The 23,335-nt window shown below is 34.1% G+C and carries 23 protein-coding genes and 2 pseudogenes; 7 read left to right on the top strand and 18 right to left on the bottom strand.

Annotated elements, in window-relative coordinates; genetic code table 11:
- The first annotated feature begins 233 nt into the window (after positions 1-233).
- Positions 234-1,316, top strand: a complete 1,083-nt coding sequence (locus AC3WTI_RS24195) for a chitinase (protein WP_087958677.1) — start codon at positions 234-236, stop codon at positions 1,314-1,316.
- A 120-nt stretch (positions 1,317-1,436) separates the two neighbouring features.
- On the opposite strand, the gene AC3WTI_RS24190 is transcribed toward AC3WTI_RS24195, so the two are convergent.
- A complete protein-coding gene (locus AC3WTI_RS24190; protein ID WP_087958676.1) occupies positions 1,437-2,330 on the bottom strand; it encodes a metallophosphoesterase in 894 nt (297 codons plus the stop codon).
- A 195-nt stretch (positions 2,331-2,525) separates the two neighbouring features.
- On the opposite strand from AC3WTI_RS24190, the gene AC3WTI_RS24185 reads away from it, so the two are divergent.
- Together AC3WTI_RS24185 and AC3WTI_RS24180 are read left to right on the top strand one after the other, a co-directional pair.
- A complete protein-coding gene (locus AC3WTI_RS24185) occupies positions 2,526-3,341 on the top strand; it encodes a formate/nitrite transporter family protein (RefSeq protein ID WP_087958675.1) in 816 nt (271 codons plus the stop codon).
- A gap of 141 nt (positions 3,342-3,482) precedes the next feature.
- Positions 3,483-3,755 carry an HU family DNA-binding protein gene (locus AC3WTI_RS24180; protein ID WP_001043904.1) on the top strand — a complete coding sequence of 91 codons (273 nt, stop codon included), beginning with the start codon at positions 3,483-3,485 and terminating at the stop codon, positions 3,753-3,755.
- A gap of 20 nt (positions 3,756-3,775) precedes the next feature.
- Here the strand turns inward: AC3WTI_RS24180 and AC3WTI_RS24175 are convergent, their stop codons facing one another.
- From AC3WTI_RS24175 to AC3WTI_RS24120, 12 genes and pseudogenes are all read right to left on the bottom strand, one after another.
- Positions 3,776-4,255, bottom strand: coding sequence for a GNAT family N-acetyltransferase (locus AC3WTI_RS24175; protein ID WP_097840559.1), 480 nt, complete (start codon positions 4,253-4,255; stop codon positions 3,776-3,778).
- 246 nt (positions 4,256-4,501) lie between these two features.
- Positions 4,502-6,050 (bottom strand): annotated as a pseudogene (locus AC3WTI_RS24170) (IS200/IS605 family accessory protein TnpB-related protein).
- Between the two features lie 265 nt (positions 6,051-6,315).
- On the bottom strand, positions 6,316-8,736 hold the full coding sequence (locus AC3WTI_RS24165) for a heavy metal translocating P-type ATPase (RefSeq protein ID WP_097840511.1): 2,421 nt from the start codon (positions 8,734-8,736) through the stop codon (positions 6,316-6,318).
- 95 nt (positions 8,737-8,831) lie between these two features.
- Positions 8,832-9,038, bottom strand: coding sequence for a copper chaperone CopZ (gene copZ / locus AC3WTI_RS24160; protein WP_002014669.1), 207 nt, complete (start codon positions 9,036-9,038; stop codon positions 8,832-8,834).
- Positions 9,039-9,392: 354 nt separating this feature from the next.
- Positions 9,393-9,695: a metal-sensing transcriptional repressor gene (locus tag AC3WTI_RS24155; protein ID WP_000349636.1), complete on the bottom strand. Its 303-nt coding sequence runs from the start codon at positions 9,693-9,695 to the stop codon at positions 9,393-9,395.
- A 292-nt stretch (positions 9,696-9,987) separates the two neighbouring features.
- Complete coding sequence (locus AC3WTI_RS24150) at positions 9,988-10,215, bottom strand: hypothetical protein (protein WP_000849106.1); 228 nt, start codon at positions 10,213-10,215, stop codon at positions 9,988-9,990.
- A 277-nt stretch (positions 10,216-10,492) separates the two neighbouring features.
- Positions 10,493-11,311 (bottom strand): alpha/beta hydrolase, encoded by an 819-nt coding sequence (locus AC3WTI_RS24145; RefSeq protein ID WP_087958672.1) that lies wholly within the window; start codon positions 11,309-11,311, stop codon positions 10,493-10,495.
- Positions 11,312-11,325: 14 nt separating this feature from the next.
- Positions 11,326-12,147 carry an ABC transporter ATP-binding protein gene (locus tag AC3WTI_RS24140; protein WP_046956533.1) on the bottom strand — a complete coding sequence of 274 codons (822 nt, stop codon included), beginning with the start codon at positions 12,145-12,147 and terminating at the stop codon, positions 11,326-11,328.
- A gap of 14 nt (positions 12,148-12,161) precedes the next feature.
- On the bottom strand, positions 12,162-13,184 hold the full coding sequence (locus AC3WTI_RS24135) for a FecCD family ABC transporter permease (RefSeq protein WP_087958671.1): 1,023 nt from the start codon (positions 13,182-13,184) through the stop codon (positions 12,162-12,164).
- The gene (locus AC3WTI_RS24130) at positions 13,177-14,184 is read right to left on the bottom strand and encodes a FecCD family ABC transporter permease (protein WP_087958670.1); all 1,008 of its coding nucleotides are present in this window, start codon (positions 14,182-14,184) and stop codon (positions 13,177-13,179) included. The genes AC3WTI_RS24135 and AC3WTI_RS24130 overlap by 8 nt, the downstream gene beginning before the upstream one ends.
- 27 nt (positions 14,185-14,211) lie before the next feature.
- Positions 14,212-15,177 carry an iron-hydroxamate ABC transporter substrate-binding protein gene (locus tag AC3WTI_RS24125; protein WP_097840512.1) on the bottom strand — a complete coding sequence of 322 codons (966 nt, stop codon included), beginning with the start codon at positions 15,175-15,177 and terminating at the stop codon, positions 14,212-14,214.
- A 298-nt stretch (positions 15,178-15,475) separates the two neighbouring features.
- Positions 15,476-16,234 carry an exodeoxyribonuclease III gene (locus tag AC3WTI_RS24120; protein ID WP_087958669.1) on the bottom strand — a complete coding sequence of 253 codons (759 nt, stop codon included), beginning with the start codon at positions 16,232-16,234 and terminating at the stop codon, positions 15,476-15,478.
- Between the two features lie 154 nt (positions 16,235-16,388).
- Here AC3WTI_RS24120 and AC3WTI_RS24115 point away from each other — a divergent pair, with 154 nt between their 5' ends.
- The 3 genes from AC3WTI_RS24115 to AC3WTI_RS24105 are packed head-to-tail and all read left to right on the top strand — an operon-like array spanning position 16,389 to position 18,404.
- Positions 16,389-16,985 carry a bifunctional transcriptional activator/DNA repair enzyme AdaA gene (locus AC3WTI_RS24115; RefSeq protein ID WP_097840513.1) on the top strand — a complete coding sequence of 199 codons (597 nt, stop codon included), beginning with the start codon at positions 16,389-16,391 and terminating at the stop codon, positions 16,983-16,985.
- Positions 16,966-17,496 carry a methylated-DNA--[protein]-cysteine S-methyltransferase gene (locus tag AC3WTI_RS24110; protein WP_087958667.1) on the top strand — a complete coding sequence of 177 codons (531 nt, stop codon included), beginning with the start codon at positions 16,966-16,968 and terminating at the stop codon, positions 17,494-17,496. The genes AC3WTI_RS24115 and AC3WTI_RS24110 overlap by 20 nt, the downstream gene beginning before the upstream one ends.
- Entirely contained in the window at positions 17,493-18,404 is a 912-nt protein-coding gene (locus AC3WTI_RS24105; protein ID WP_087958666.1) for a DNA-3-methyladenine glycosylase family protein, read from the top strand. Before AC3WTI_RS24110 ends, AC3WTI_RS24105 begins: the two co-directional genes overlap by 4 nt.
- A 37-nt stretch (positions 18,405-18,441) precedes the next feature.
- On the opposite strand, the gene pepT is transcribed toward AC3WTI_RS24105, so the two are convergent.
- Entirely contained in the window at positions 18,442-19,674 is a 1,233-nt protein-coding gene (pepT, locus tag AC3WTI_RS24100; RefSeq protein ID WP_097840515.1) for a peptidase T, read from the bottom strand.
- Positions 19,675-19,866: 192 nt separating this feature from the next.
- Between pepT and AC3WTI_RS24095 the strand changes: the two genes are divergently transcribed.
- Complete coding sequence (locus tag AC3WTI_RS24095; protein ID WP_492304467.1) at positions 19,867-20,505, top strand: YczE/YyaS/YitT family protein; 639 nt, start codon at positions 19,867-19,869, stop codon at positions 20,503-20,505.
- Between the two features lie 91 nt (positions 20,506-20,596).
- Here AC3WTI_RS24095 and AC3WTI_RS24090 read toward each other — a convergent pair whose 3' ends face one another.
- From AC3WTI_RS24090 to AC3WTI_RS24075, 4 genes and pseudogenes are all read right to left on the bottom strand, one after another.
- Positions 20,597-20,914: a hypothetical protein gene (locus AC3WTI_RS24090; RefSeq protein WP_087958663.1), complete on the bottom strand. Its 318-nt coding sequence runs from the start codon at positions 20,912-20,914 to the stop codon at positions 20,597-20,599.
- Between the two features lie 225 nt (positions 20,915-21,139).
- Positions 21,140-21,750: pseudogene (locus AC3WTI_RS24085) on the bottom strand (histidine phosphatase family protein).
- 30 nt (positions 21,751-21,780) lie between these two features.
- Positions 21,781-22,596 carry an alpha/beta fold hydrolase gene (locus AC3WTI_RS24080; protein WP_097840516.1) on the bottom strand — a complete coding sequence of 272 codons (816 nt, stop codon included), beginning with the start codon at positions 22,594-22,596 and terminating at the stop codon, positions 21,781-21,783.
- A 209-nt stretch (positions 22,597-22,805) separates the two neighbouring features.
- Positions 22,806-23,195, bottom strand: a complete 390-nt coding sequence (locus tag AC3WTI_RS24075) for a VOC family protein (protein ID WP_097840517.1) — start codon at positions 23,193-23,195, stop codon at positions 22,806-22,808.
- Positions 23,196-23,335 lie beyond the last annotated feature (140 nt).

Here is a 23,335-nt window from a genome sequence, read left to right as displayed (position 1 = left end):
TATGTAAGAGTATTATGTGAAAAACCTTGTCCTATACTTTAAAACATATCAAAATATTCTGAATTTAACACTCGTAATACAAGCTTCTAATGAAATTATTACATTAGGTTTAATATTTTTCCATATACAATTGTTGAGAAAATTATAGTCACCTTACAAAAGAATGAATTTTCAGATATAATTAAATAAACAAGATTATACATCTAGACAACTTTTTGTATAGGAGTGTTGATATGTTAAACAAGTTCAAATTCATTTGTTATACTTTAGTGATTTTCTTACTGCTACCACTAGTCCCCTTTCAAGCACAAGCAGCAAACAATTTAGGATCAAAACTACTCGTTGGATACTGGCATAACTTCGATAACGGTACTGGCATTATTAAATTAAAAGACGTTTCACCAAAATGGGATGTAATCAACGTATCTTTCGGTGAAACTGGTGGTGATCGTTCCACTGTTGAATTTTCTCCTGTGTATGGTACTGATGCAGAATTCAAATCAGATATTGCTTACTTAAAAAGTAAAGGAAAAAAAGTAGTTCTTTCAATAGGTGGACAAAATGGCGTCGTTTTACTTCCTGATAATACCGCTAAGCAACGTTTTATTAATTCTCTACAATCTCTAATCGATAAATACGGTTTTGATGGAATCGATATTGACCTTGAATCAGGTATTTACTTAAACGGAAATGACACTAATTTCAAAAACCCAACGACTCCTCAAATCGTAAATCTTATTTCAGCTATTCGGACAATCTCAGATCATTATGGTCCAGATTTTCTATTAAGCATGGCTCCTGAAACAGCTTATGTTCAAGGCGGTTATAGTGCATATGGAAGCATATGGGGTGCATATTTACCAATTATTTACGGAGTGAAAGACAAACTAACATACATTCACGTTCAACACTACAACGCTGGTAGCGGAATTGGAATGGACGGTAATAACTACAGTCAAGGTACAGCAGACTACGAGGTCGCTATGGCAGATATGCTCTTACATGGTTTTCCTGTAGGTGGTAATGCAAATAACATTTTCCCAGCTCTTCGTTCGGATCAAGTCATGATTGGACTTCCTGCAGCACCAGCGGCCGCTCCAAGTGGCGGATATATTTCTCCAACTGAAATGAAAAAAGCTTTAGATTATATCATTAAAGGAATTCCTTTTGGAGGAAAGTATAAGCTTTCAAATCAGAGTGGCTACCCTGCATTCCGCGGCCTAATGTCTTGGTCTATTAATTGGGATGCAAAAAACAACTTTGAATTCTCTAATAACTATAGAACATATTTTGATGCGATTCCTTTGCAAAAATAATAAAAAACAACAGTGGGTTATTTAACCTATTGTTGTTTTTTATTCAGAGTGGTGGGAACCCCTAACGGCTTTCCAGCACTCTCACTTTCTTTGAAAGCCTTCCTCCTAATCTAAAGTAGTCTAATTACTATTTTGCTTCAATACAAATACTGAAAGTTCAGGTACACTCCAAAATCTAACAGGCATTCGGGTTGTCCCAATACCACGATTTACGTATAAATGTAACAGCTTATTCTTCCCCTCTAATTCATACATACCTTCCACATAGCTATCCGCTAATTTTGTAGTAATTAATGGACCTATAAAAGGAATTTGAACTTGTCCTCCGTGACTATGTCCTGATAATTGAAAATCAACTGGGTAACGAGCTACTTTGTCTACAACATCCGGCTCATGTACTAAGAGCATATTGAAATCTTGTTGTCTTATATGTTTTAAAGTCGAATCTATTTGTGGCTTCCCTAATAAAAAATCATCCAAACCTGATATTGTAATATACTTGCCGTTTTCCGCTTTAATTTTCTGCACTTCATTTACCAACACAGAGAAACCAGCTTCCTCCATATATTTTTTATAAAATAAACTACCTCCCCCGCCCCTATCATGATTCCCAAACACTGCAAATTTCCCTAAGGGGGCATGTATTTTCTGTAACATACCTTTCGCTTCTTCTCTTTCTGCCTTATACGATCCAAACTTATCTATTAAATCCCCTGTAAAAACTACTATATCTGGATGCAACGCATTCATTTTCTCCACCAAATTTTCTAGTTGTTTCAGTGTAAATTCTGGCCCTAAATGTACATCTGAGAATTGTAATATCTTTTTATTATTAAACTCTTTAGGAATTGTAGATGCTTCTATTTCATTCCACGTAACTGTTACTAGTTTTCGTTCAATTTCTGTCGCATAGAAATACAAACTTATTGAAATCATTACTATACTTATAAAACTGATTATGAATATTTTTATGATTGATGTTTTTTGTTCTTTTTTTACATGATGCGTATTCATGTTCTCACCTCTAGAAGTACTTTAAAGCCTTATTGTTACATTAATGTGACAACATGAACAATGTTAGTTATATCCAATTCCACTCTACTCACTTTGACAAATTTATACAGAAGTCATAACATATTTTTATAATACATAGATTCTTAAAAATGTTCTTTCTATTTATTCTATCATTTTATTAAGGAGAGGTTATTCATGTCTGTATTTACACCAGAAGAAATTTCGGAGCTTGCTGCGAATTCCGGAAGAAAAAAAGCTTATTTATCATTACTCCCTATGCTAATTCTCGGTTTTTTTGGTGGTGCTTTCATAGCATTAGGGTATTTACTCGATATCCATGTTATCGGAACAATGCCAAAGTCTTGGGGATCATTTACTAGTTTTCTAGGCGCTGCTGTATTCCCTATCGGTCTTATACTCGTTATTCTTGCAGGTGGTGAATTAGTAACTGGCAATATGATGACTGTTTCAATGGCGTGGCTTCACAAGAAAATCGATTTATTTCACTTCATTCGAAATTTAGTAATTGTTACGTTTAGCAACTTCATAGGTGCTATATTCGTGGCTTATTTTTTCGGTCATATCGTCGGATTAACAGAGGGCACTTTTTTAGCGAAAACAGTTGCTATTGCGCAAGCTAAACTTCAAGACACACCACTACAAGCCTTCATTTCTGCAATCGGATGTAATTGGCTCGTTTGTTTAGCTGTTTGGCTTAGTATGGGAAGTAAAGAATTTATCGGAAAGATTATCGGCATTTGGTTCCCAGTTATGACTTTTGTTGCGATTGGATTTCAGCATGTTGTAGCCAATATGTTTGTCATCCCAGCTGCAATTTTTGCTGGTCATTTAACTTGGATTGAATATTTTCCAAACTTCATTTTTGTTTTCTTTGGAAACTTAGTAGGAGGTATGTTATTTGTAGCATTACCTTATTTCATATCTTATAATAAAAAACTACCCTCCAATAAAGAGCAAACCGAATTAAAGAAAAGATCTGTATCCGCTTAAATGAACTGTCTATATAGTGACTCTAAAAAATATTACAAATTTCATTTTTTTTACGAATATATGTACGTACACTTGTTCTCGAATGTTTTATACGTTATAATAACAACTTAAATAGCATTATTTACATATGAGGTGAAAAACATGAACAAAACAGAATTAATTAAAAACGTAGCACAAAACGCTGAGATTTCTCAAAAAGAAGCTACTGTAGTTGTACAAACTGTAGTAGAATCAATCACTAACACTTTAGCTGCTGGTGAAAAAGTACAACTTATCGGATTCGGTACATTCGAAGTTCGCGAAAGAGCTGCTCGTACAGGCCGTAACCCACAAACTGGTGAAGAAATGCAAATCGCAGCTTCTAAAGTACCTGCTTTCAAAGCTGGTAAAGAACTTAAAGAAGCTGTAAAATAATGAAAAAATAGCCTTCTCGTTTATGAGAGGGCTATTTTTTTCATTACATAATTAGTAAAAATCTGACCGTTATGCTGTTTCTTTTGTTCCTTTATGCAAATAAAACCGTTACTTTCAAAGAAAGGTTTTGCTGTAATACTCGCTTCTGTATATATCTCCTTATGTCCCAAGTTCACTGCTTCTTTTTCTAACTTCTGTAGTATGTATGACGCTATCCTTTTCCCTTGATAATCTTTATGCGTAAATAGACGATCTACGTAATGCTCATCATTATAATCACCAAATCCCACTATCACACCGTTATAATCCGCTACATAACTAATATTCTTCTCTAAAGAATGTAACCAACTTTCTCTATCTAGTCGCTCTGGTGCCCATGCCTGTAGCTGTAACACGTTATAATCTTTTGCATTAATTGTATGAACTGTTTCATAGAACAACTGTAATACTTGTTCTAAATCCTCTTTATGGAATGTTCTAATGATCGTGTCTTTTAACATATATGAACCTGGTTTAAAATTCTTATAAAAATCTATAAATTGTTGGCGAACCAAGTCAAATGCCAACTACAGAAAAGGAATCTCACCTTTTTCCTGTCCGTAAGGGTTGTGACCTTTTCATCCACCTATTGTGAAAGAATGACGGCAGGTTCCTGTTAGGAACGATCTGTCCTTGCATACTACCATTCATCCAAGTCAGTAGTATGCAAGAGGTTATAAGAAATAAACCAGTACCCCCCTTCTCATTTAAATTTTAAATACGAATTGTTGATTGCTCATATAAACAGTTTTATGAAGAATGCTCCACAATTTCCAATTGTGATATTCTTTCCACGTTTGAATTGTTTGTAACCATTTTTTATATACTTTTTTCGTATTCTTTTTACTTTCTTCCATGGAAGCAACAAGAATACGCAGTTTTGTTATAATTTGGTTTTTTAATAATAATATAATCTCTTTTGGTAATTGTTCTTGCAATTCTAATCCACGTCTTGCGATCGTGAATGCGGCTGCTTCATGAACGCTAATACCGAAATTTTTACTGTATTTTAATTTTCCAATCACACTTGTATAAGCGGAGTTTACTGTTTTAACAGAAAATCCGTTACGAAGAGACATACGAATTAAACTGTTCAACATCTTTTTATACGTAAATTGATGGAAATTACGATTACTGTATTTATCAGTATCATGAGATTGTTGAAACTTTAAATCTTCTAAAACAATTCCACCTACATTGTTTGCCAATAACCATGTTTTAATTTGTTGTACAATTTGTCCAATTATCGTTGTGCGTTTGTTTGTTGAAAGCGTATTCATATTGTGTAGATAAAAAATTTTTGACCCTTTAAAATTACCTTGTTTTGTACATAAACTAACTGCAATGCGGTCCGGATTTACATCAATTCCTGCAATTACATCTGATTGTGGTATTTCCTTGAAATCTAGTACACGACCTATTTCTGTTTCATCAAACGTAATATTCAAATAAAATTCATTTTGTTTACGAATGATTTCTACACTATATTTTTGATGCTCTATAATCGGTTTTCCTTTTGAATTTACACCGATTTGCTTTCCCATAACGACATTTGTGATTTGATGATAAAAATGATATGGAATGATAATCGGAACTTTGATTCGTGGTTTTTTTGTTTTTCCATTTGTTCGTCCTAATGGATTTGCAATTTCTAACCATCCTTGCCCACAGTCATCAACTGTAATGCGCATGTTCAAATTCCCTTTTTTGCTTTTATCTCCACGAGAATATAATTGTCGTGTCCGCAAATCTTTCCATTCTTGATTGGATATCTTGTTTTTCATTCTTTCATAGAAATTTTTCCGCCCACCAAAAATAATAGGAGGTAATGTTTTATTTTTAATATGTTTTGCATACATTTCAATTTTTTGTTCTAATTTTTGTTTTCGTTTTTTTAAGCCAATTAAACAAGTTTCTAATGCAACTTGTTTAGGTCTTTTTTTGCCGCGTTCATAATCATCTATTTTTTGTAACGTCTTTTCTAACTTTTTTTTGATTGTTTTCTAGGTAAACAGGAAGAAGTTCTTTTTGAGAGAAAAGGATCGTTTGCGCTTGTAAAATCGCATCTTCACAAAAACGTTTATTTAACAAATATTTAGGTTGTAGTTTTTTTATCAATTCTTTCTCGTTTTCGCCCTCAATCAAACGATTAAAACTATATCGTTTTGCACTTTCGAACGTACGGATCAAAGTAATTAAATCTTCCGTTTGTTCTTTTGTAATAGAATTGATTTTACAAGTACGTGTTGTTTTCATCCTCCCCCCCCCTTTTCATCACCTGAAAATATTATATGTTGAATTCTGTAAAATATAAAACCTGTAATTGTAAATTTTGATAGTTTTTATAGATTCTTATTTACTGTTATTACCTCCTTACGAAACTATCATTTAACTTTTTTACCATCTAGTATTCAATATTTCTGCTTTATTATATCTTTTTTCTTTCTATATAAACAAAAAACAATACTTATTTCAAAGTATTGTTTTTGTTTAAAAGCCTATGCAATTACTCTATAGATTTTTATTTTTTTAATTTCACTCTTTGCAGTCGTAATGCATTTAATACAACGGATACAGAACTAAATGCCATCGCGGCTCCAGCAACCCAAGGTGCTAAGAAACCAAACGCTGCAATCGGGATGCCTAATCCATTATAAGCTAGTGCCCAGAATAAGTTTTGCTTAATATTTCTTATCGTCATCTTACTCATAAAGATTGCATCAGCAATACTATTCAAATCACCACGGATTAACGTAATATCTGCCGCTTCCATCGCTACATCCGTTCCGGTTCCAATTGCCATACCGATATCCGCCGTAGCCAGTGCAGGAGCATCATTTATTCCATCTCCAACCATTGCTACTTTTTTACCTTGCGCTTGCAGTTTTTTCACTTCTTCTGCTTTTCCTTCTGGTAATACTTCTGCAATTACGTGATCAATACCAACTTGCTTAGCGATTGCCTGAGCAGTTTGTGTATTATCTCCTGTAATCATAACAACGTCTAGACCCATTTTCTTAAGTCTTGCGATAGCTGCTTTTGAAGTATCTTTTACAGTATCCGCAACGGCAACTATTCCAGCATACTCCTTATCTATCGCTATTAACATTGCTGTTTTTCCTTCTCGTTCTAGCTCTTCCATCGATTTAGAAACTTCTTCAATATCAATATCGAATTTCTTCATTAATCGACGTGTACCAATTAATAATTGTTTCCCTTCTACGACTGATTCGATACCGAATCCTGGAATCGCTTCAAACGTTTCTGAACTTGGGATATCAATTTTCTTTTCTTTAATTCCTTCTACAATCGCTTCTGCAAGTGGATGTTCAGAATTTTTTTCTGCCGCACCTACTAAACGTAGTATTTCTTCTTCACGGAATCCATCTGCTACAATTACATCTGTTAACACCGGCTTCCCGTTTGTCACAGTACCTGTTTTATCTAAAATAACTGTATTTAATCGATGCGTTGCTTCTAAATGCTCCCCGCCCTTAAATAAAATACCATACTCTGCTGATCTTCCTGATCCCGCCATAATAGATGTAGGCGTTGCAAGACCTAATGCACATGGACAAGCGATAACAAGTACGGCTATCATTTTTTCAAGTGCTCCGCCAAAATCACCAGGTGTAACAAATAGCATCCACACTGCAAATGTGATAATTGCAATCACAACGACAACCGGCACGAAAATACCTGAAATTTGATCTGCTACCCTTTGAATAGGAGCTTTTGAACCTTGAGCCTCTTCTACTACTTTAATAATTTGAGCTAATGCAGTATCTCTTCCTACCTTAGTTGCTTTCACTTTTAAAAATCCATTTTTATTCATTGTAGAACCGATTACTACATCCCCAATTGTTTTATCAACTGGAATACTTTCACCTGTTAACATCGATTCATCTATCGCTGACTTTCCTTGTACAATTTCTCCATCTACTGGGATTTTTTCACCAGGCTTTACATAAACGATATCACCAGCTACCACTTCTTCAATTAAAATTTTTATTTCTGTTCCATCTCGTACAATAGTAGCGGTTTTCGCCTGTAATCCCATTAATTTTTTAATTGCTTCTGACGAGCGTCCTTTTGCTTTCGCTTCAAATAATTTACCTAAAATAATTAATGTAATAAGTACTGCACTCGTTTCAAAATACAAGTCTGTCATATGTTCCGAAGAACCAATCGACCTAATACTTAAATACACACTGTAGAAATACGCTGCAGACGTTCCAAGTGCCACGAGAACATCCATATTAGCGCTTTTATTTCGTAACGCTTTATAAGCACCAACATAAAACTGCCCACCAATGATAAACTGAACTGGCGTTGCAAGAGCGAGTTGTACCCAAGGGTTCATAAGCATATCAGGTAAATAAATAAACGATGTAAATGAGAAATGACTTACCATTGCCCAAAGTAACGGGAATGATAAAATAAACGAAATGATAAATTTCTTCTTTTGTCGCTCAATTTCTTGTAAACGATGATCCGATGATCCATCTTGTTCATCTGATTTCACTTCTAATTTATATCCTAATTTCGTAATTGCACTCTTCATTTCATTTACATTAATTTCATCAGGATTAAAATCTACTGTAGCTGACTCCAAAGCAAAATTTACTGTCGCTCCATTCACACCTTCTAACTTATTTAAACGCTTTTCCACTCTATTGGCACATGCTGCGCATGTCATCCCTGAAACAGTAAACTCAGCTTTATCACTGACAATTACATACCCTAACGATTCAATTTTTTGCTTAAACTGTTGCGGATTTGTTTTTTGGGGGTCATACATTATTTTTGTTTTTTCAAGTGCAAAATTTACATTTGCATCATGAACACCTTCTACTTTTTTTAGACCTTTTTCAATTCTATTTGCACATGCGGCACATGTCATTCCTGATATTTGAAGATTGGCCTCTTTTTGTTCATTCATGTCTCTCACCTCTATATACCCTTATGAGGTATAATTATTAGCAAAATAAATCGTACTTCCTATAAAGTACGATTTATTTCCATATCTAAAAATAATTATTGAACATCGTATCCTTGATCTTCAATTACAGCAACGATATCTTTTAGTGTTACAGCAGACGAGTCGATCGTAACTTCAACAGTTCCTTCTGCTAATTGAACCTTCACTTGTTCAACACCGTTTAGTTCTTTCACACTGCTTTCAATAGAATTTACACAATGTCCACAAGACATACCTTCAACTTTTAATGTTAACTGTTCCATTTAAAATCCTCCTCTTGTTTTTTCATTGTTTGTTAACTACAAATACATCTTACCATACCCCCCTAAGGTAATCAATGGTTTTGTATCATGATTTTTCAATTATTTTCTAAAAGTTTATTTTACACACACTTTTTCACATCAATACCCCGAAATCCTATATAAAGTGAAACTTTAATCAGTGGGGATTTTCTTCATCCCCCACTGATTATTAGCCTTCACCAATCGGACTTTTATGGGCAGTTGATCCCCACCTAACTTCTTTGCTTTCGCTGCATTTTAAGGTGGGGTCTTACTGCCCATTAAAGTCGGATAAAGGTAAACAAAAAAACAAGCCAGTGACACACTAGCTTGTTTTTACGCTTTTGAAAAACGTTCAAATACTGTCATTAATTCTTCAATTGCTTCGTCACCATTGCCATCTTTAATAGCACCTGAAACACAATGACTCGTATGGTTTTTTAATACACCCATTCCTACTTTTTTCATCGCTGCATTAATCGCTGAAATTTGCACTAAAATATCCACGCAATAACGATCATTTTCAATCATATTTTGAATACCGCGGACCTGTCCTTCAATTCTCTTTAATCTATTTATAATTTGTTCTTTTTCTTTTTCTGATCTATGTGTTACCGCTTCATGCTCTTTATGATCCATATTATCACCTTCTTAAAGTTTCTCTTCATCCAATAAAACAATTGCTTTTACGAGTATACCAATTATAGCATTAATTATCTATGTATGATACCCCATATGAGTATATTTCCGCCCTATGCTTATTCTTAACAATTTATTAGATTCCCAGCCTCAATTTTCATGATACCCTTTCCTTTTTTCAAAAAAACAATAATAAGCGGAGATTGTCCACCCCCACTTATTATTCATCCAAAAATACAAAAGTCTCAATTTATACACGTATAAATTGAGACTTTTTTCTTCCTATATATAATTACTGCTGATCACATACTTTTGTATCATTCACTACTGAAGTTCCTTCAACAGTTACCGTATGAAAACAGTCATTTACACGAACTGTCACAACATTATCTTGCCGATCAATAACGTGATATTCATTAAAATTTTTATTCAGAGCACTGCGAATTTGTTCTCCTTCATAAATTGGAATGCCATGTGATAAAACCCAAATAAGCCCAGCGATAGCAAGAATAGTTTTCATACGATCTACCTCCTTGAAAATATAGTGAACTTTTAATCCATGCTTTTGCAGCTCTACGAATCATGCTTGGAATGAACTAAGCCTTTTTGGAAATAAGTTCATTTCGTCTATTTTATGTTTATGCTAATTGTGACCGAATTGTGACAACTTTTTGTCTCTTTAGACGAAAAGTTGAAACAAAACTTTCAAAAAGGACAATTCTACTTGCACAAACAAAAGGCTATGGAGAATTTCCCCATAGCCTTTCGTTTTCATTTGATTAGACAATCAATTCAATTTATACGTGACTAATAAATCTTAATCCTTTACTTAAAGAAGTCGGCACAACTGATGCATGATTCTCTCCTTCAGCTTCATAAAACGTAAATCTAAACTGATTGTGTTTTACTTGGAGAAGGCGCTCTGACAATTCGGTTGCCCCTACAACCATATGCTCTCGTTCTAGTGATCCAACTGTAAGAAATACTCCTGTTTCAAAATTAGCACTGTTTAATTCATTTATAAGATTCTCTTCTTTTTCAAGCACAGATTGGTTATTCCACCAAATAGATGGACTACTAATAAAATAATTTTGAAAGGCATTTACGTTTGTAAATAGTATATGTAAAGCAAATAAACCACCTAGCGAATGCCCAAATAACGTTTGTTTTCCTTTATCAACTTCAAAATCATTTTCAATTTGAGGCTTCAGTTCTTCTTCTATAAAAGTAAAGAAGTTATGTGCTCCTCCTGTTTTAGGCCATGGTTTACCGTCTGGTTTTAAAGGAGCATCTTTTGACATTACGCTAGGCGTAAAATCATAGCATCTTTCCTCTCCTGAAAATGCCCCGTCAATACGATAACCAATACCTACTATAATGGCTGGTGAAACACCAGTTTTTTCTGCTCTAACTGATTGTATTTTAACCGCTTCATGGAATGTTTGAAAAAAGGCATTGCCATCTAATATGTATATAACAGGATATCCTGACTCTGGTGCTGGCTGCTTCGGCTTTGAAATATGAATTTGATATTCCTTACCTTCTAATTTTGAATACATGTTCCACTGCTCTGTATTAGATGTTATAATCTGCTGTTTTTCAATAGTAGTATTCATCTTATCCCCCCTCCTTAACTCGTTACATATATTTCTACTTTCTCTTCTTGAAGTGCAACGCTATCGTAGCCAAAACAAACTGGAGACCCATTATACGGATCAATCATGACACGTGCATCAATATGAAATACTTCTTTTAACACTTCATTTGTAATGATTTCTTCTGGGCTACCCGTTGTAACGATTTCCCCTTCCTTCATTGCAATAATCTCATCTGAAAACCTTGCTGCATGGTTAATATCGTGTAGTACCATTACGACCGTACAATTATGTTCTTTATTTAACTTCTCCACAATTTGTAATACATCTAATTGATGAGACATATCAAGATATGTCGTTGGTTCATCTAGTAGTAACACTTCTGTCTCTTGCGCTAAAGCCATTGCTAGCCATACCTTTTGTCTTTGCCCACCAGATAGATTTGCTATTTGTCTCGTTCGAAATTCAGAAGTTTTTGTAATATCTAATGCCCAATCAATCATCTCTTTATCTTTTGAAGTTAACTTATTTACGTTATTTCGATGTGGATAGCGTCCATAAGAAATTAATTCTTCTACTTTAAGCTCTCCTGGCGCAATTGGAGTTTGCGGTAGTAAAGCTAACTGCTTCGCAATTTCTTTCGTTGGAATTGTATTTAAATCCTGTCCTTGTAAATATACTTTACCGCTCTTTTGCTTTAAAATTCTTCCCATTGTTTTTAACAATGTCGATTTACCGCACCCGTTTGGTCCTATAATTGTCGTTACTTTTCCTTCTTGTATTTCCACATTTAAATCGCGAAACACTGTAAGCTTTTCATAGCTCGTTTCTAAATTTTTTGCACTTAAAATACTCACTTTTATTCCTCCTCTTACGCTTTCGCCTTATAAAGTAAATATAAGAAATACGGTACACCGACAATAGAAATAACGATTCCAACTGGTAACTCTACAGGTGTGAAAACTGTTTTTGCAATAAAATCTGAAACAATTACAAGGAACATTCCAATTACCCCGCACGTAGGAATAATATGCTTATGCTGAATACCGACAAGTCTTTTCGCTATATGCGGTGCCATTAGTCCAATGAAACCGATACTTCCTGAAACTGCAACACAAGCGCTCACAAGTCCGATACTACTTAGTAGTAAAATAGATTTCTCTCTTTCTACTGAAACTCCTAAACTTGTAATACTCGTTTCTTCCAATTGAAATAAATCTAATAAATAAGCTTTCTTTTGTATAAGCGGAATTAATATGATAAGCCACGGCAACATTGCAATAATATACTTCCAGTTTGCATTATATATACTTCCTGACACCCAAACTGCAGCCATCTCGAAATCAGTTGACTTCATTTTGAGTGATAGGTACATAGAAAATGCCCCAAATCCTGATCCAATCGCAATCCCTGTTAATAAAAGACGCTGTGAATCTAACTTACCGTTTTTCCAAGAAAACAGATAAATGATAATAGCTGCACCTAATCCGCCGACTAAACCAAACATTGGCATCATCATAATAGACATCCAGTCTGTGCTCTTTAATTGTCCTTGAAAGAAAAACATAAAGATGACGATTGCTGTTCCTGCTCCGGCATTTACTCCTAAAATACCTGGGTCTGCCAGTCCATTTCTCGTAATCCCTTGAATTACAGCACCTGCAACGCCTAGACCTAATCCTACTAATCCAGCAATTACAATGCGTGGAAGACGAAACTCAAAAATAACTAAATCATGATCTGGTACTGGATCTATTCTAAAGAGTGTTTTAAATACATCTGTAATCGTAATATCAAACGTACCATTCGTTAAACTAATATAAATAGCACATAGTATTAAAAATATAATAATCCCCATCGTCATTCCGAAACGTTGACTTGGACTTTTAAGCATGTCTCTCTCCTCCTCTTGTACGGATTAAATAAAGGAAGAAAGGAATTCCAATTAAGGAGGTAACGACTCCAATTGGTGTTTCAAATGGATAGTTTACAAATCTACTCAAAACGTCACATAATGCTAAGAAAACTCCACCAATAACGCCTGCACATGGCAATATCCACTTATAATCTACCCCAATTATAAATCGAGTAATGTGTGGGATAATTAAACCTACAAAACCAACTTTCCCTACTAAAGCAACTGCCGTTCCTGTTAAGAAAATAACTGATAAAATAGACATCGCTTTAACTAGTTTTGTACGCTGCCCTAAATTAATAGAAACTTCTTCGCCTAAAGAGAGAATGGTAATAGATTTTGATATTAACAATGCTAAAATTATTCCAATTATTCCAAACGGTATCGTGATTTTAATGATATTAGGGTCCACTTGGTCTAACTTTGCATTGAACCAAAAACTAACATTTTGAGAAATTTGGAAATACGAAGCCATCGCGGCCGATACACTGCTTAAAAATGTTCCAATAACTGTTCCGATAATCGCTAACCTAACTGGTGATAAGCCATTTTGAAGGAGCGAACCAAAACCAAATACGATACCGGCTCCTAGTGCAGAGCCAATCATTGAACATACAACCATACCAATTGATGACATTCCCGGAAGAAAAATCATACAAAGTGTAATAACAAAAGCTGCCCCATCCGTCACACCCATAATAGAAGGGGATGCAAGATAGTTTCTTGTCATCCCCTGCATAAGTGCTCCTGATATGGCTAGAAATGCTCCGACTAAAAGAGCTGCAACTACCCTTGGTAAACGTGAAGTAATAATAATATTATGATTTACATCACTTGAATCAAAATGAAATAATGCGTTCCACACTGTTTCAGCATCAATACTTTTGGCCCCATACAAAATAGAAAGTATAACTGTAAATAAGATGAGTATGGGTGCTATACATAATATAGTCACTGGTACTGCATTTGTTTTCTGCATATCATTCAACGCACCTTACTTATTGTATTATTTAGATAAATTTTTCACTGCTTCTTTTAAGAATGCTGTTTTACTCCAAGCAGTACCACCTTGTGCCATTGGGTCTACAACGTTTACAAATACTTTCTTTTCCTTCGCAGCATTCATACTTTGCCAAATTGGATTACTTTCAATTTCTTCTAATACTTTCGGATTTTTATTTTCAGTTGTCTCATATTGTAAGAAAATATAATCTGGGTTAAGTTCAGCAAGTTTTTCAAATGAAATTTTCTCTTGTGCTTTTACAGTTTTCAATTGTTCTGGAGCAGTTAGCCCAAGATCTTTATAAATTACAGGGTTGAAGTATACTCCTTCTGGATATAGGAATAATTCGTTTGCTCTTAGTCTAATAACAAGTACTTTTTTATCTTTTAACTTATCTCCTAGTTTTGCTTTTGCCTTTTCAGCGTCTGAATTGTAATCTTTAATAATTTTTTCTGCTTTATCTTTTTTACCAGTTAATTCTCCCATTAACTTTAAGTTATCTTCCCAATTTGTTGAAACGTGTGATACCGGGAATGTAGGAGCTACTTTCGTAAACTTTTCAGCTGTTTCTGCTGGGAATTTCGTACTTGATGTAATAACATCTGGTTTCAATTGAAGTAATGTTTCGAAATTTGGTTGCATTTTCTCACCAACAGATTTCGCACCTTCTAAATCTTTTTCAAGATACTTCGGTAATTTACCACCTACAGTAATGGCACCTACTGGTTTAATTCCAAGTACTGCCGCATCTTCCATTGACTCTAAACTAGCTGTTGCAATTTTATCTACTTTTGCTGGTACTGTATATTCTTTACCTAAATATGTAATTTTTCTTTTTTCGTCTATTTTCGTTTCTGTAGCTTTTGTCTGTTGCTTTTGCTCTCCTGAAGTCTTATCCGTACTATTACATGCTGCTAGTCCTACACTTAAAACTGTAACCATCCCTAATGTAAATAACTTCTTATTCATCTTTATATATCTCCTCTCGAATTTTCAAACAATATTCTTAATAAAATTTAACTATATGAAACTTGTCTTACATATATATTTCATTAGATTAATAATTCTATCCAGAACTCATTCTCGTTCACTTCCCCTAAGCTATAATTCTTTTACACCTCATCCTTTGATAACCTTTTTCATTGATAATGATTATCGTTACTAAGTATATATTTAATACGAAATAATTTCAAGAATGATTTGAAAAATTTTAACAAACTGAATCAAAAAAGAAGTACCTCCTATTATCAGGGAGATACTTCTTTTTTTAGAAATTTATATGTAATTCAACTGGGCAATGGTCTGATCCCATCACTTCACTATTAATTTTCGCCTCTGTTATTTTTTCTTTTATTCTTTCAGAAACAACAAAATAATCTAAACGCCATCCAATATTTTTTGCTCTCGCTCCCATACGATACGACCACCACGAATATGCACCTTCCTGATCAGGATACAGATAACGATATGTATCAACAAATCCTTCTTCTAAAATACGTGTGAATTTCTCTCGTTCCTCATCAGAGAATCCAGGGTTTTTACGATTACTTTTTGGATTTTTTAAATCGATTTCTTTATGAGCAACATTTAAATCTCCGCAAAAAACAACTGGCTTTTTTTCATCTAATTGCTTAATATAAGCCCTGAAATCATCTTCCCATTTCATTCTGTAATCTAATCGTTCTAATCCACGTTTTGAGTTTGGCGTATATAACGTGATCATATAAAAATCTTCGAATTCTAAAGTGATAACTCGTCCTTCTTGATCATGCTCTTCCATACCTAAACCGTATGTAACAGAAAGCGGTTCTTTTTTCGTGAAAATAGCTGTTCCTGAATAACCTTTTTTCATGGCATAATTCCAGTATGTATAATATCCCTCTGGATTTAAATCAATTTGTCCATCTTGTAATTTAATCTCTTGTAGACAAAATATATCAGCACTTGATTCCTCAAGATATTCTAAAAATCCACCTTTTGCGATAACAGCTCGCAAGCCATTTACATTCCATGAAATTAACTTCACTTATAGCCCTCCTCTTGATGTTTATTTCCAAATTTCATGCTATCACAAAATAGAAAAACAATCATATTTTCACCTTTGTAATCTTGCTCTTACATTTGTGAATACATACATACGCACTTTATTCAGGTTATACTAATTTCAGAGGTGATGTTCTTTGCACAATAAAGGAATTACGTTAACAAATGAGCATTGGCAAGCAATTATTCAGAATGATTCTTCCTATGATAGCAAATTCTTTTATGCCGTGAAATCAACCAGAATCTTTTGTAGACCGTCATGCAAATCAAGAATACCGAATAGAAACAATGTACGAATTTTTCATCATGCAGAGCAAGCATTAAGTGAAAACTTTCGCCCGTGCAAACGTTGTAAGCCAAATGGACTAACTTTACCTAATGAAGAGTGGGTAAAACAAATTAAAGATTATATTGAAAAACACTTCAATGAATTATTAACTCTCGACATACTTGCGGAAATGTGCCATGGTAGCCCCTTTCATTTACAACGCACTTTCAAAAAAACGATGGGAATAAGTCCAATAGAATATATACAACAGTTCAGGATTGTTAAAGCGACAGAACACCTTTTACAAACAAATCAATCCATTAAAGAAATTAGTACTGCTATCGGGCTAGAAAACCCCGAGTATTTTGCAACTTTATTTAAAAAGAAAACCGGATTTACTCCTACTGAGTATCGAAAAAAGAACGAAATGAAAGAGGGATACAATAATGAATTCCTGCAACAATAAATTTATGTATTGGACGCTACTTACACATAAGAATTGGCATTTTCATATCGCTGCAACTGAAAATGGACTATGTTTCATCGGCTCGCAAGACGACAACTTTGAAGAATTAAATATATGGGCTAGAAAAAAATTGCCACAACATATATTGATCTGTAATCCCGATTATCTACAAGCATATAAGAAAGAAATTATCGAGTATTTAGAGAGCAAGCGAGAGACTTTTACATTCTCTATCGATGCTTACGGTACTGACTTTCAATTAACTGTTTGGAATGCGGTACGTGAAATTCCTTATGGGAAGACATATTCTTATTCAGATATTGCTGAAACAATACAAAAACCTACTGCTGTGCGTGCCGTTGCTACCGCTATTGCTGCCAACCCTCTTCTCATTACAATTCCTTGCCATCGTGTTATAGGGAAGAATGGGAAACTAACCGGATTTAGAGGTGGATTAGAAATGAAAAAAGAGTTGCTTACATTAGAAAATTCGCAGGTAGAATGCATATGACAGCAAAATATACTAGCACATTAACTTTAGCAGTTCCAACAGAATTTAGTTTCCAAGAAAATGTACGCTATCTATCACGCTCTAACAATGAATGTATGTTTCACATTGAAAATAACAAAATTTACAAAGTTATCCCTGTTCAAGATGTAAATCCTTTAGTTGAAATTAGTATGAATACGGATGGATATATTCAAATACGTTTTTTAGAAGAATTATATACATCTAAAGAATCGATACACGAAGCTGTAGCTAACTATGTGATAGAGTGGTTTGATTTAACTACTAATTTAGCTCCCTTTTATACATTAGCTAAACATGATGCACTTCTTCAAAGAACAGTTGAACAATATTATGGCCTTCGTACTTTAGGTATTCCAGACTTATTTGAAGCACTTTCCTGGGGAATTATCGGCCAGCAAATTAACCTCACATATGCTTATACACTAAAAAGACGATTAGTCGAACACTACGGAAATTATGTAGAGTGGAATGATAGAAAACATTGGATATTCCCTTCTCCTGAAACGATTGCCAATTTACATGTAGAAGATCTCAAAAATTTAAAAATGACGACTAGAAAATGTGAATATTTAATCGGTATTGCAAAGCTTATTACAGAAGGAAAACTATCAAAAGAATCTTTACTGCAAATACAAGACGTGAAACAAGCTGAAAAAAGATTAACTGCTATACATGGTATAGGACCTTGGACTGCCAACTATGTTTTAATGCGCTGTTTACGATTTCCTTCCGCTTTTCCAATTGACGATGTTGGTTTGCACAATGCAATTAAATATGTAACAAGTTCCGAAAGTAAACCGACTAAACAGGAAATAAAAGATTTTGCGACAAATTGGACCAACTGGGAGTCTTACGCAACTTTTTATTTGTGGCGATTATTATACTAAAAAACCAAGTAGTACATTTGCACTACTTGGTTCTTTTTTAAGCTTGTTCTTCAAATCGTCTTGCAATCTCTATAATAACTTGAACAGCTTTTTCCATAACATCAACCGAAACATACTCAAATTTACCGTGATAGTTTTCACCACCTGTGAAAATATTCGGCGTTGGTAATCCCATATACGATAATTGTGATCCATCTGTTCCACCACGAATCGGATGAATGTTTGGTTCGATATTTAAACTTTTCATCGCTTCATATGCAATATCAACAATTTCTCTCACTGGTTCGATTTTTTCAAGCATGTTATAGTATTGATCATTCATTTCTAAAACGACTGCATCTTGTCCATACTTCTCTTGCATTTGCTTCACAATATTTTCAACGTTATGTTTGCGTGCTTCAAAATTTTCACGATCAAAATCTCGAATAATATAATACGCTTTATTTTGCTCAACATCACCATTTAATGAAAGTAAATGATAGAATCCTTCATAGCCCTCAGTATATTCCGGTGCCTCTTCTACTGGTAAATAGCTATTAAACTCCATCGCAAGTTTAGTTGCGTTACGCATTTTATTTTTCGCTGTTCCAGGATGCGTATTCGTTCCGTTAAACATTAATTTAGCGCCTGCAGCATTAAAACTTTCATACTCTAAACCACCTAATGGGCCTCCATCCATCGTATATGCACATGATGCACCAAATGCTTCTACATCAAAATGCGCTGGTCCACGACCAATTTCTTCATCCGGCGTAAATGCCACTCTAATTTTCCCGTGCTTAATTTGCGGATTATGTATTAAATAGTTCATTGCAACCATAATTTCTGTAAGACCAGCCTTATCATCTGCTCCTAAAAGTGTCGTACCATCCGTTGTAATAATCGTATGTCCTTTATATGATGGTAATTCTGGAAACTGTTCTGGCGTTAATACAACATTTAGCTCTTCATTTAACGTAATCGCATTGCCATCAAAATTTTCATGAATTTGTGGTTTTACGTTTTTCCCTGTGAAGTCTGTTGCCGTATCTAAATGTGCTAAAAAGCCGATTACAGGAACATCCTTATCCGTATTAGCAGGAAGTGTTGCCATTACATAACCGTTATCATCCATCGTTACTTCTGTTAACCCAATTTCTTTTAGCTCTTCCACTAATAACTTACCAAATTCAATTTGTCCAGGTGTTGTTGGTACTGTATGACTTTCTTCATTTGATTGCGTATCAATTTTTACATATCTCGTAAATCTTTCAATAAGTTCTTGTTTCAAACTCGCTCACTCCCTTTTATATTTCTTTCTCTATTATAATCCTTCAAACGAAATATTTTAACTTTTTTGACTGCGAATATATATTTCATTTGTATTTTTAAAATTTTAAATAACAGATAAAAAGTCGTAATATTTGTACATTAAAACTCTTACATGTAATATACATAATTATATAATATGGGAGGTTTTTAGATGAGGCTAACTCTCTTTCGCTATTTTCTTTTTTTCTTAGGATTAATTTTTTTCGGCCTTGGAAATGCTCTTGCAGTCAAAGTTAAATTTCTCGGTTTACATCCTTGGGAAGTTTTAAACATGGCTCTCTACCAACGGTTTGGATGGACCATTGGTACGTGGAGTGTTATATGTGGCCTATGTCTCGTTCTCATTTCTTTATTAGTAGATCGAAAGTATATAAATGTGGGTACATTTTTAAACGCACTACTTATCGGTCCCATTATGGACTTTTTCTTACAATCAAATATTCTTCCAAACGCTAGTAATTATTTATGGATAAACTTACTCATTTTATTTGCTGGTATTACAATTACAGGGATTGGGGGAGGAATGTACGTTGCGGCTGGGATTGGTGCTGGGCCTCGCGATGGATTCATGCTTACTATTTCCGACAAAACAGGACTGTCTATTAGCCGTGCGCGTATCATTGTAGAATGCGTTGTACTAATTATTGGATTTATGCTAGGAGGTCCTGTTTTCATCGTAACTTTTCTGTATACCTTTATTCAAAGTCCAATCTTTCAGCAATCATTTAAGATGTTTCAAACACTTTTACTTACTTTACATAGCAAAAAGAAAATTGGCGAACATATTTAAAGTACGGTTTAATACAAATCAATTCACCCTATTTACGATTCTCACCGCAAATAGGGTGTTTCTTTTTCATCTCACAATTTAAGAATATATACTACTCATTCACAATAAAAGTATATACATCGTCATAAATACAACCATTTACCCTAATAACATACTTTCCTGGTTTACTAAAAGTAACTGTATATTTATTTAGCTGAATTGCTTCTTTATCTCCAGAAAGAACATCAATGCTTCTGCCACTTAATACATATAATTCATTTAGATTCATCGATACATCAATTGTATTGAAATTCTCCTCTTTCACTTGCTGCGCTTCCGCAGCACTTACACTTGGTTCTAAAAACAGTAGTCCACTTAATCCAATCGTCCCCGCTAAAGCAACTCCCGCAAACTTTTTAATCTTTTTCATTACAATGACCTCCTTATAGATTTAGAGTAAAGGTAATGTCCCCCTTACACCACAAAGCCTATATGTAATAAAATGAAAAGTAAACGGGGACCGTAAGACAAAATTCTACATCTTTTTTGTCAATTGAATAGAAATCCAACGTTTGGAGTTTTGTCACATTTAAAATTGTTTCCTTAAACCAACTTCTAATCATATTATTCAGAAACTGAATAATTACTTATTGATTTAAGATTCTAAAAATAGTTGATAAAGGTTCTTTCTCTCTCCTATCCATAATCTTTCTACATTCATGAATTGCTCATCTTTAAATTCCAACTTATATATGTCAGGCTTTGATGTATGCATTAAAAATTCAAAACCATATTGTTTATCGAAATAGTTCATCATTAATGTCATGACAAGCCCATGTGTACCAACTACAATTTTTTGCCCCCGAAAATCCATTAATATTTCCTTTAATACTTTTACTACTCTCCTCTGACAATCGGCATATGACTCTCCTTCCGTTAGTGTAAAATCCTGATTTACGAACATCTTCTTTACAAGTGGATATACCTCTTTATCTGATATAATCTGATCCTCATTTGAAAACATACACTCTTTGAGATTTTCATATATACTACTATTTCTTTTTCATAGAAATCAGCTGCTTTTTCTATCGTTAACACAGCCCTCTTATACGGACTTGAAATGAAAGTATCGATTCCCTCTGTTTTTAATATGTCAGTTACTCTATGAGCATCTAAACTTCCCTTCTCAGTTAATCCACGCGTTCTTTCATTTCCTTCTAATTTTGGTGATTCCCCATGTCTAACCATATAGATATATGTACTCATAATTCCTCCTTGAAAATATTCATTCGTCTTTTATATACTTTGTTGATTTGTTCGTCTAATCCACTCGCCTACTAAACTCTCGAATACTTCAGGTTGTTCAATTTGTAAATTATGTCCTGCCATATCTAACACCGCTAATGTCGCTCTTGGATAATCATCAATAATTTCTATAATATCTTGATAACCTACCGATATATCTTGTCTGCCGGCTAATAAAAGAACGGGTTTCTTGTATTTCTTATGATGAAAATTCATAGTAAGAGAGTAATTCTGTTGCAACCTTTCAATAAATTCATAATTAGCAATATCTAGTCCCGGCTTAATCTCCTCTTTAAATCTCGTATATGTATATTCATTCGCGACTACTGCTAACTCGCAAAACTCTTCTCTATCAGTGGAAGTTAGTGTATTTAAAAACTCTTTATCTTGTACAATTACCTGTTTATTCGGGCAAGACCTTTTTTCTTGCTCCGCTACAACAACAGGACATACTAATAGTAATCCATTAACTCTTTCAAACAGCTTTGTGAGTATACCTCTAGCTAAATATCCACCATAGGACTCCCCTACTAATAAAAAGTTTTTAGTTGGAATGATTTCTTCAATACATGCAATTAACAGTTCTAACATATGATCTGAACCATTTATCCAATCTGGAGCATTCGATTTTCCCATTCCAGGTAAATCAATATATATTCTTTGGTGACCTTTATGTTTTTGAAATACTGATTCCATGCATCTCTTCATTAACCTATGATCAGGTGCACAGCCATGTATAATAATGACTGGCTTTCCTTCGCCAATGATTTCATAATATATTTCTGCATCCTTAATCCGGCATATCATAAAAAAAGCCCCCTAGTGTTCTCTTCATCTTTACAGACACTCCTCTCAAACCAATAGGAATATACGTTCTTATTTTATGATTTTTCGGAACATAATTTCAAATTTTATTTTTCAGATTATAAACAAAAGAGCTTTCCATGAGTGTATCCCCTCAAAAGAAAGCCCTCATACATATTTCCTCCTACTTGAACTTCAAGCATCATTACATATTATTCCTCTAATTTCATCAACACAATTCTCCAGCCATCTGGATCCTCTATCGTTATCCCCTTGTCTTTCCAGTATGGGTTTTCGGGTTTAACCTCATCATATCCCAATGCATGTAGCCTTTTACTCACCTTTTTCATTTCACTATCTTCAACCATATAAAATACGAGTAAATTATCTTTTGTCGGAGCTGGACAAGGACTCCCATCTATATGTCTTGTAAATTCTAAATGATACTCTTCCTCTGGGAGTCCAAACATGACCCCATCATAGCCTTCATGATTGTAGAATTCACTTATACGTTTTAAGCCTAATCCTTTTTCATAGAATTCTATAACCTTTTCAAATCGGTCAGTTGGACGTGCTATTCGAAACTTTACCCAATTCTTCATGCTCTTCCTCCCATACTAAAAATTTTATACATGCTTACGTATTATTGTATATACGCAACATCTTTTTGAAATCCCTCATTAGTATGAGAATAAATACATACAAAAGTTTAGTTCATACTTTATAACAAAAACATTTTATA

The sequence above is a fragment of the Bacillus sp. EB106-02-03-XG38 genome, assembly GCF_058792175.1.
Note: the sequence above shows the minus strand (reverse complement) of the source record. Positions and strands in the feature narration are given on the sequence as shown.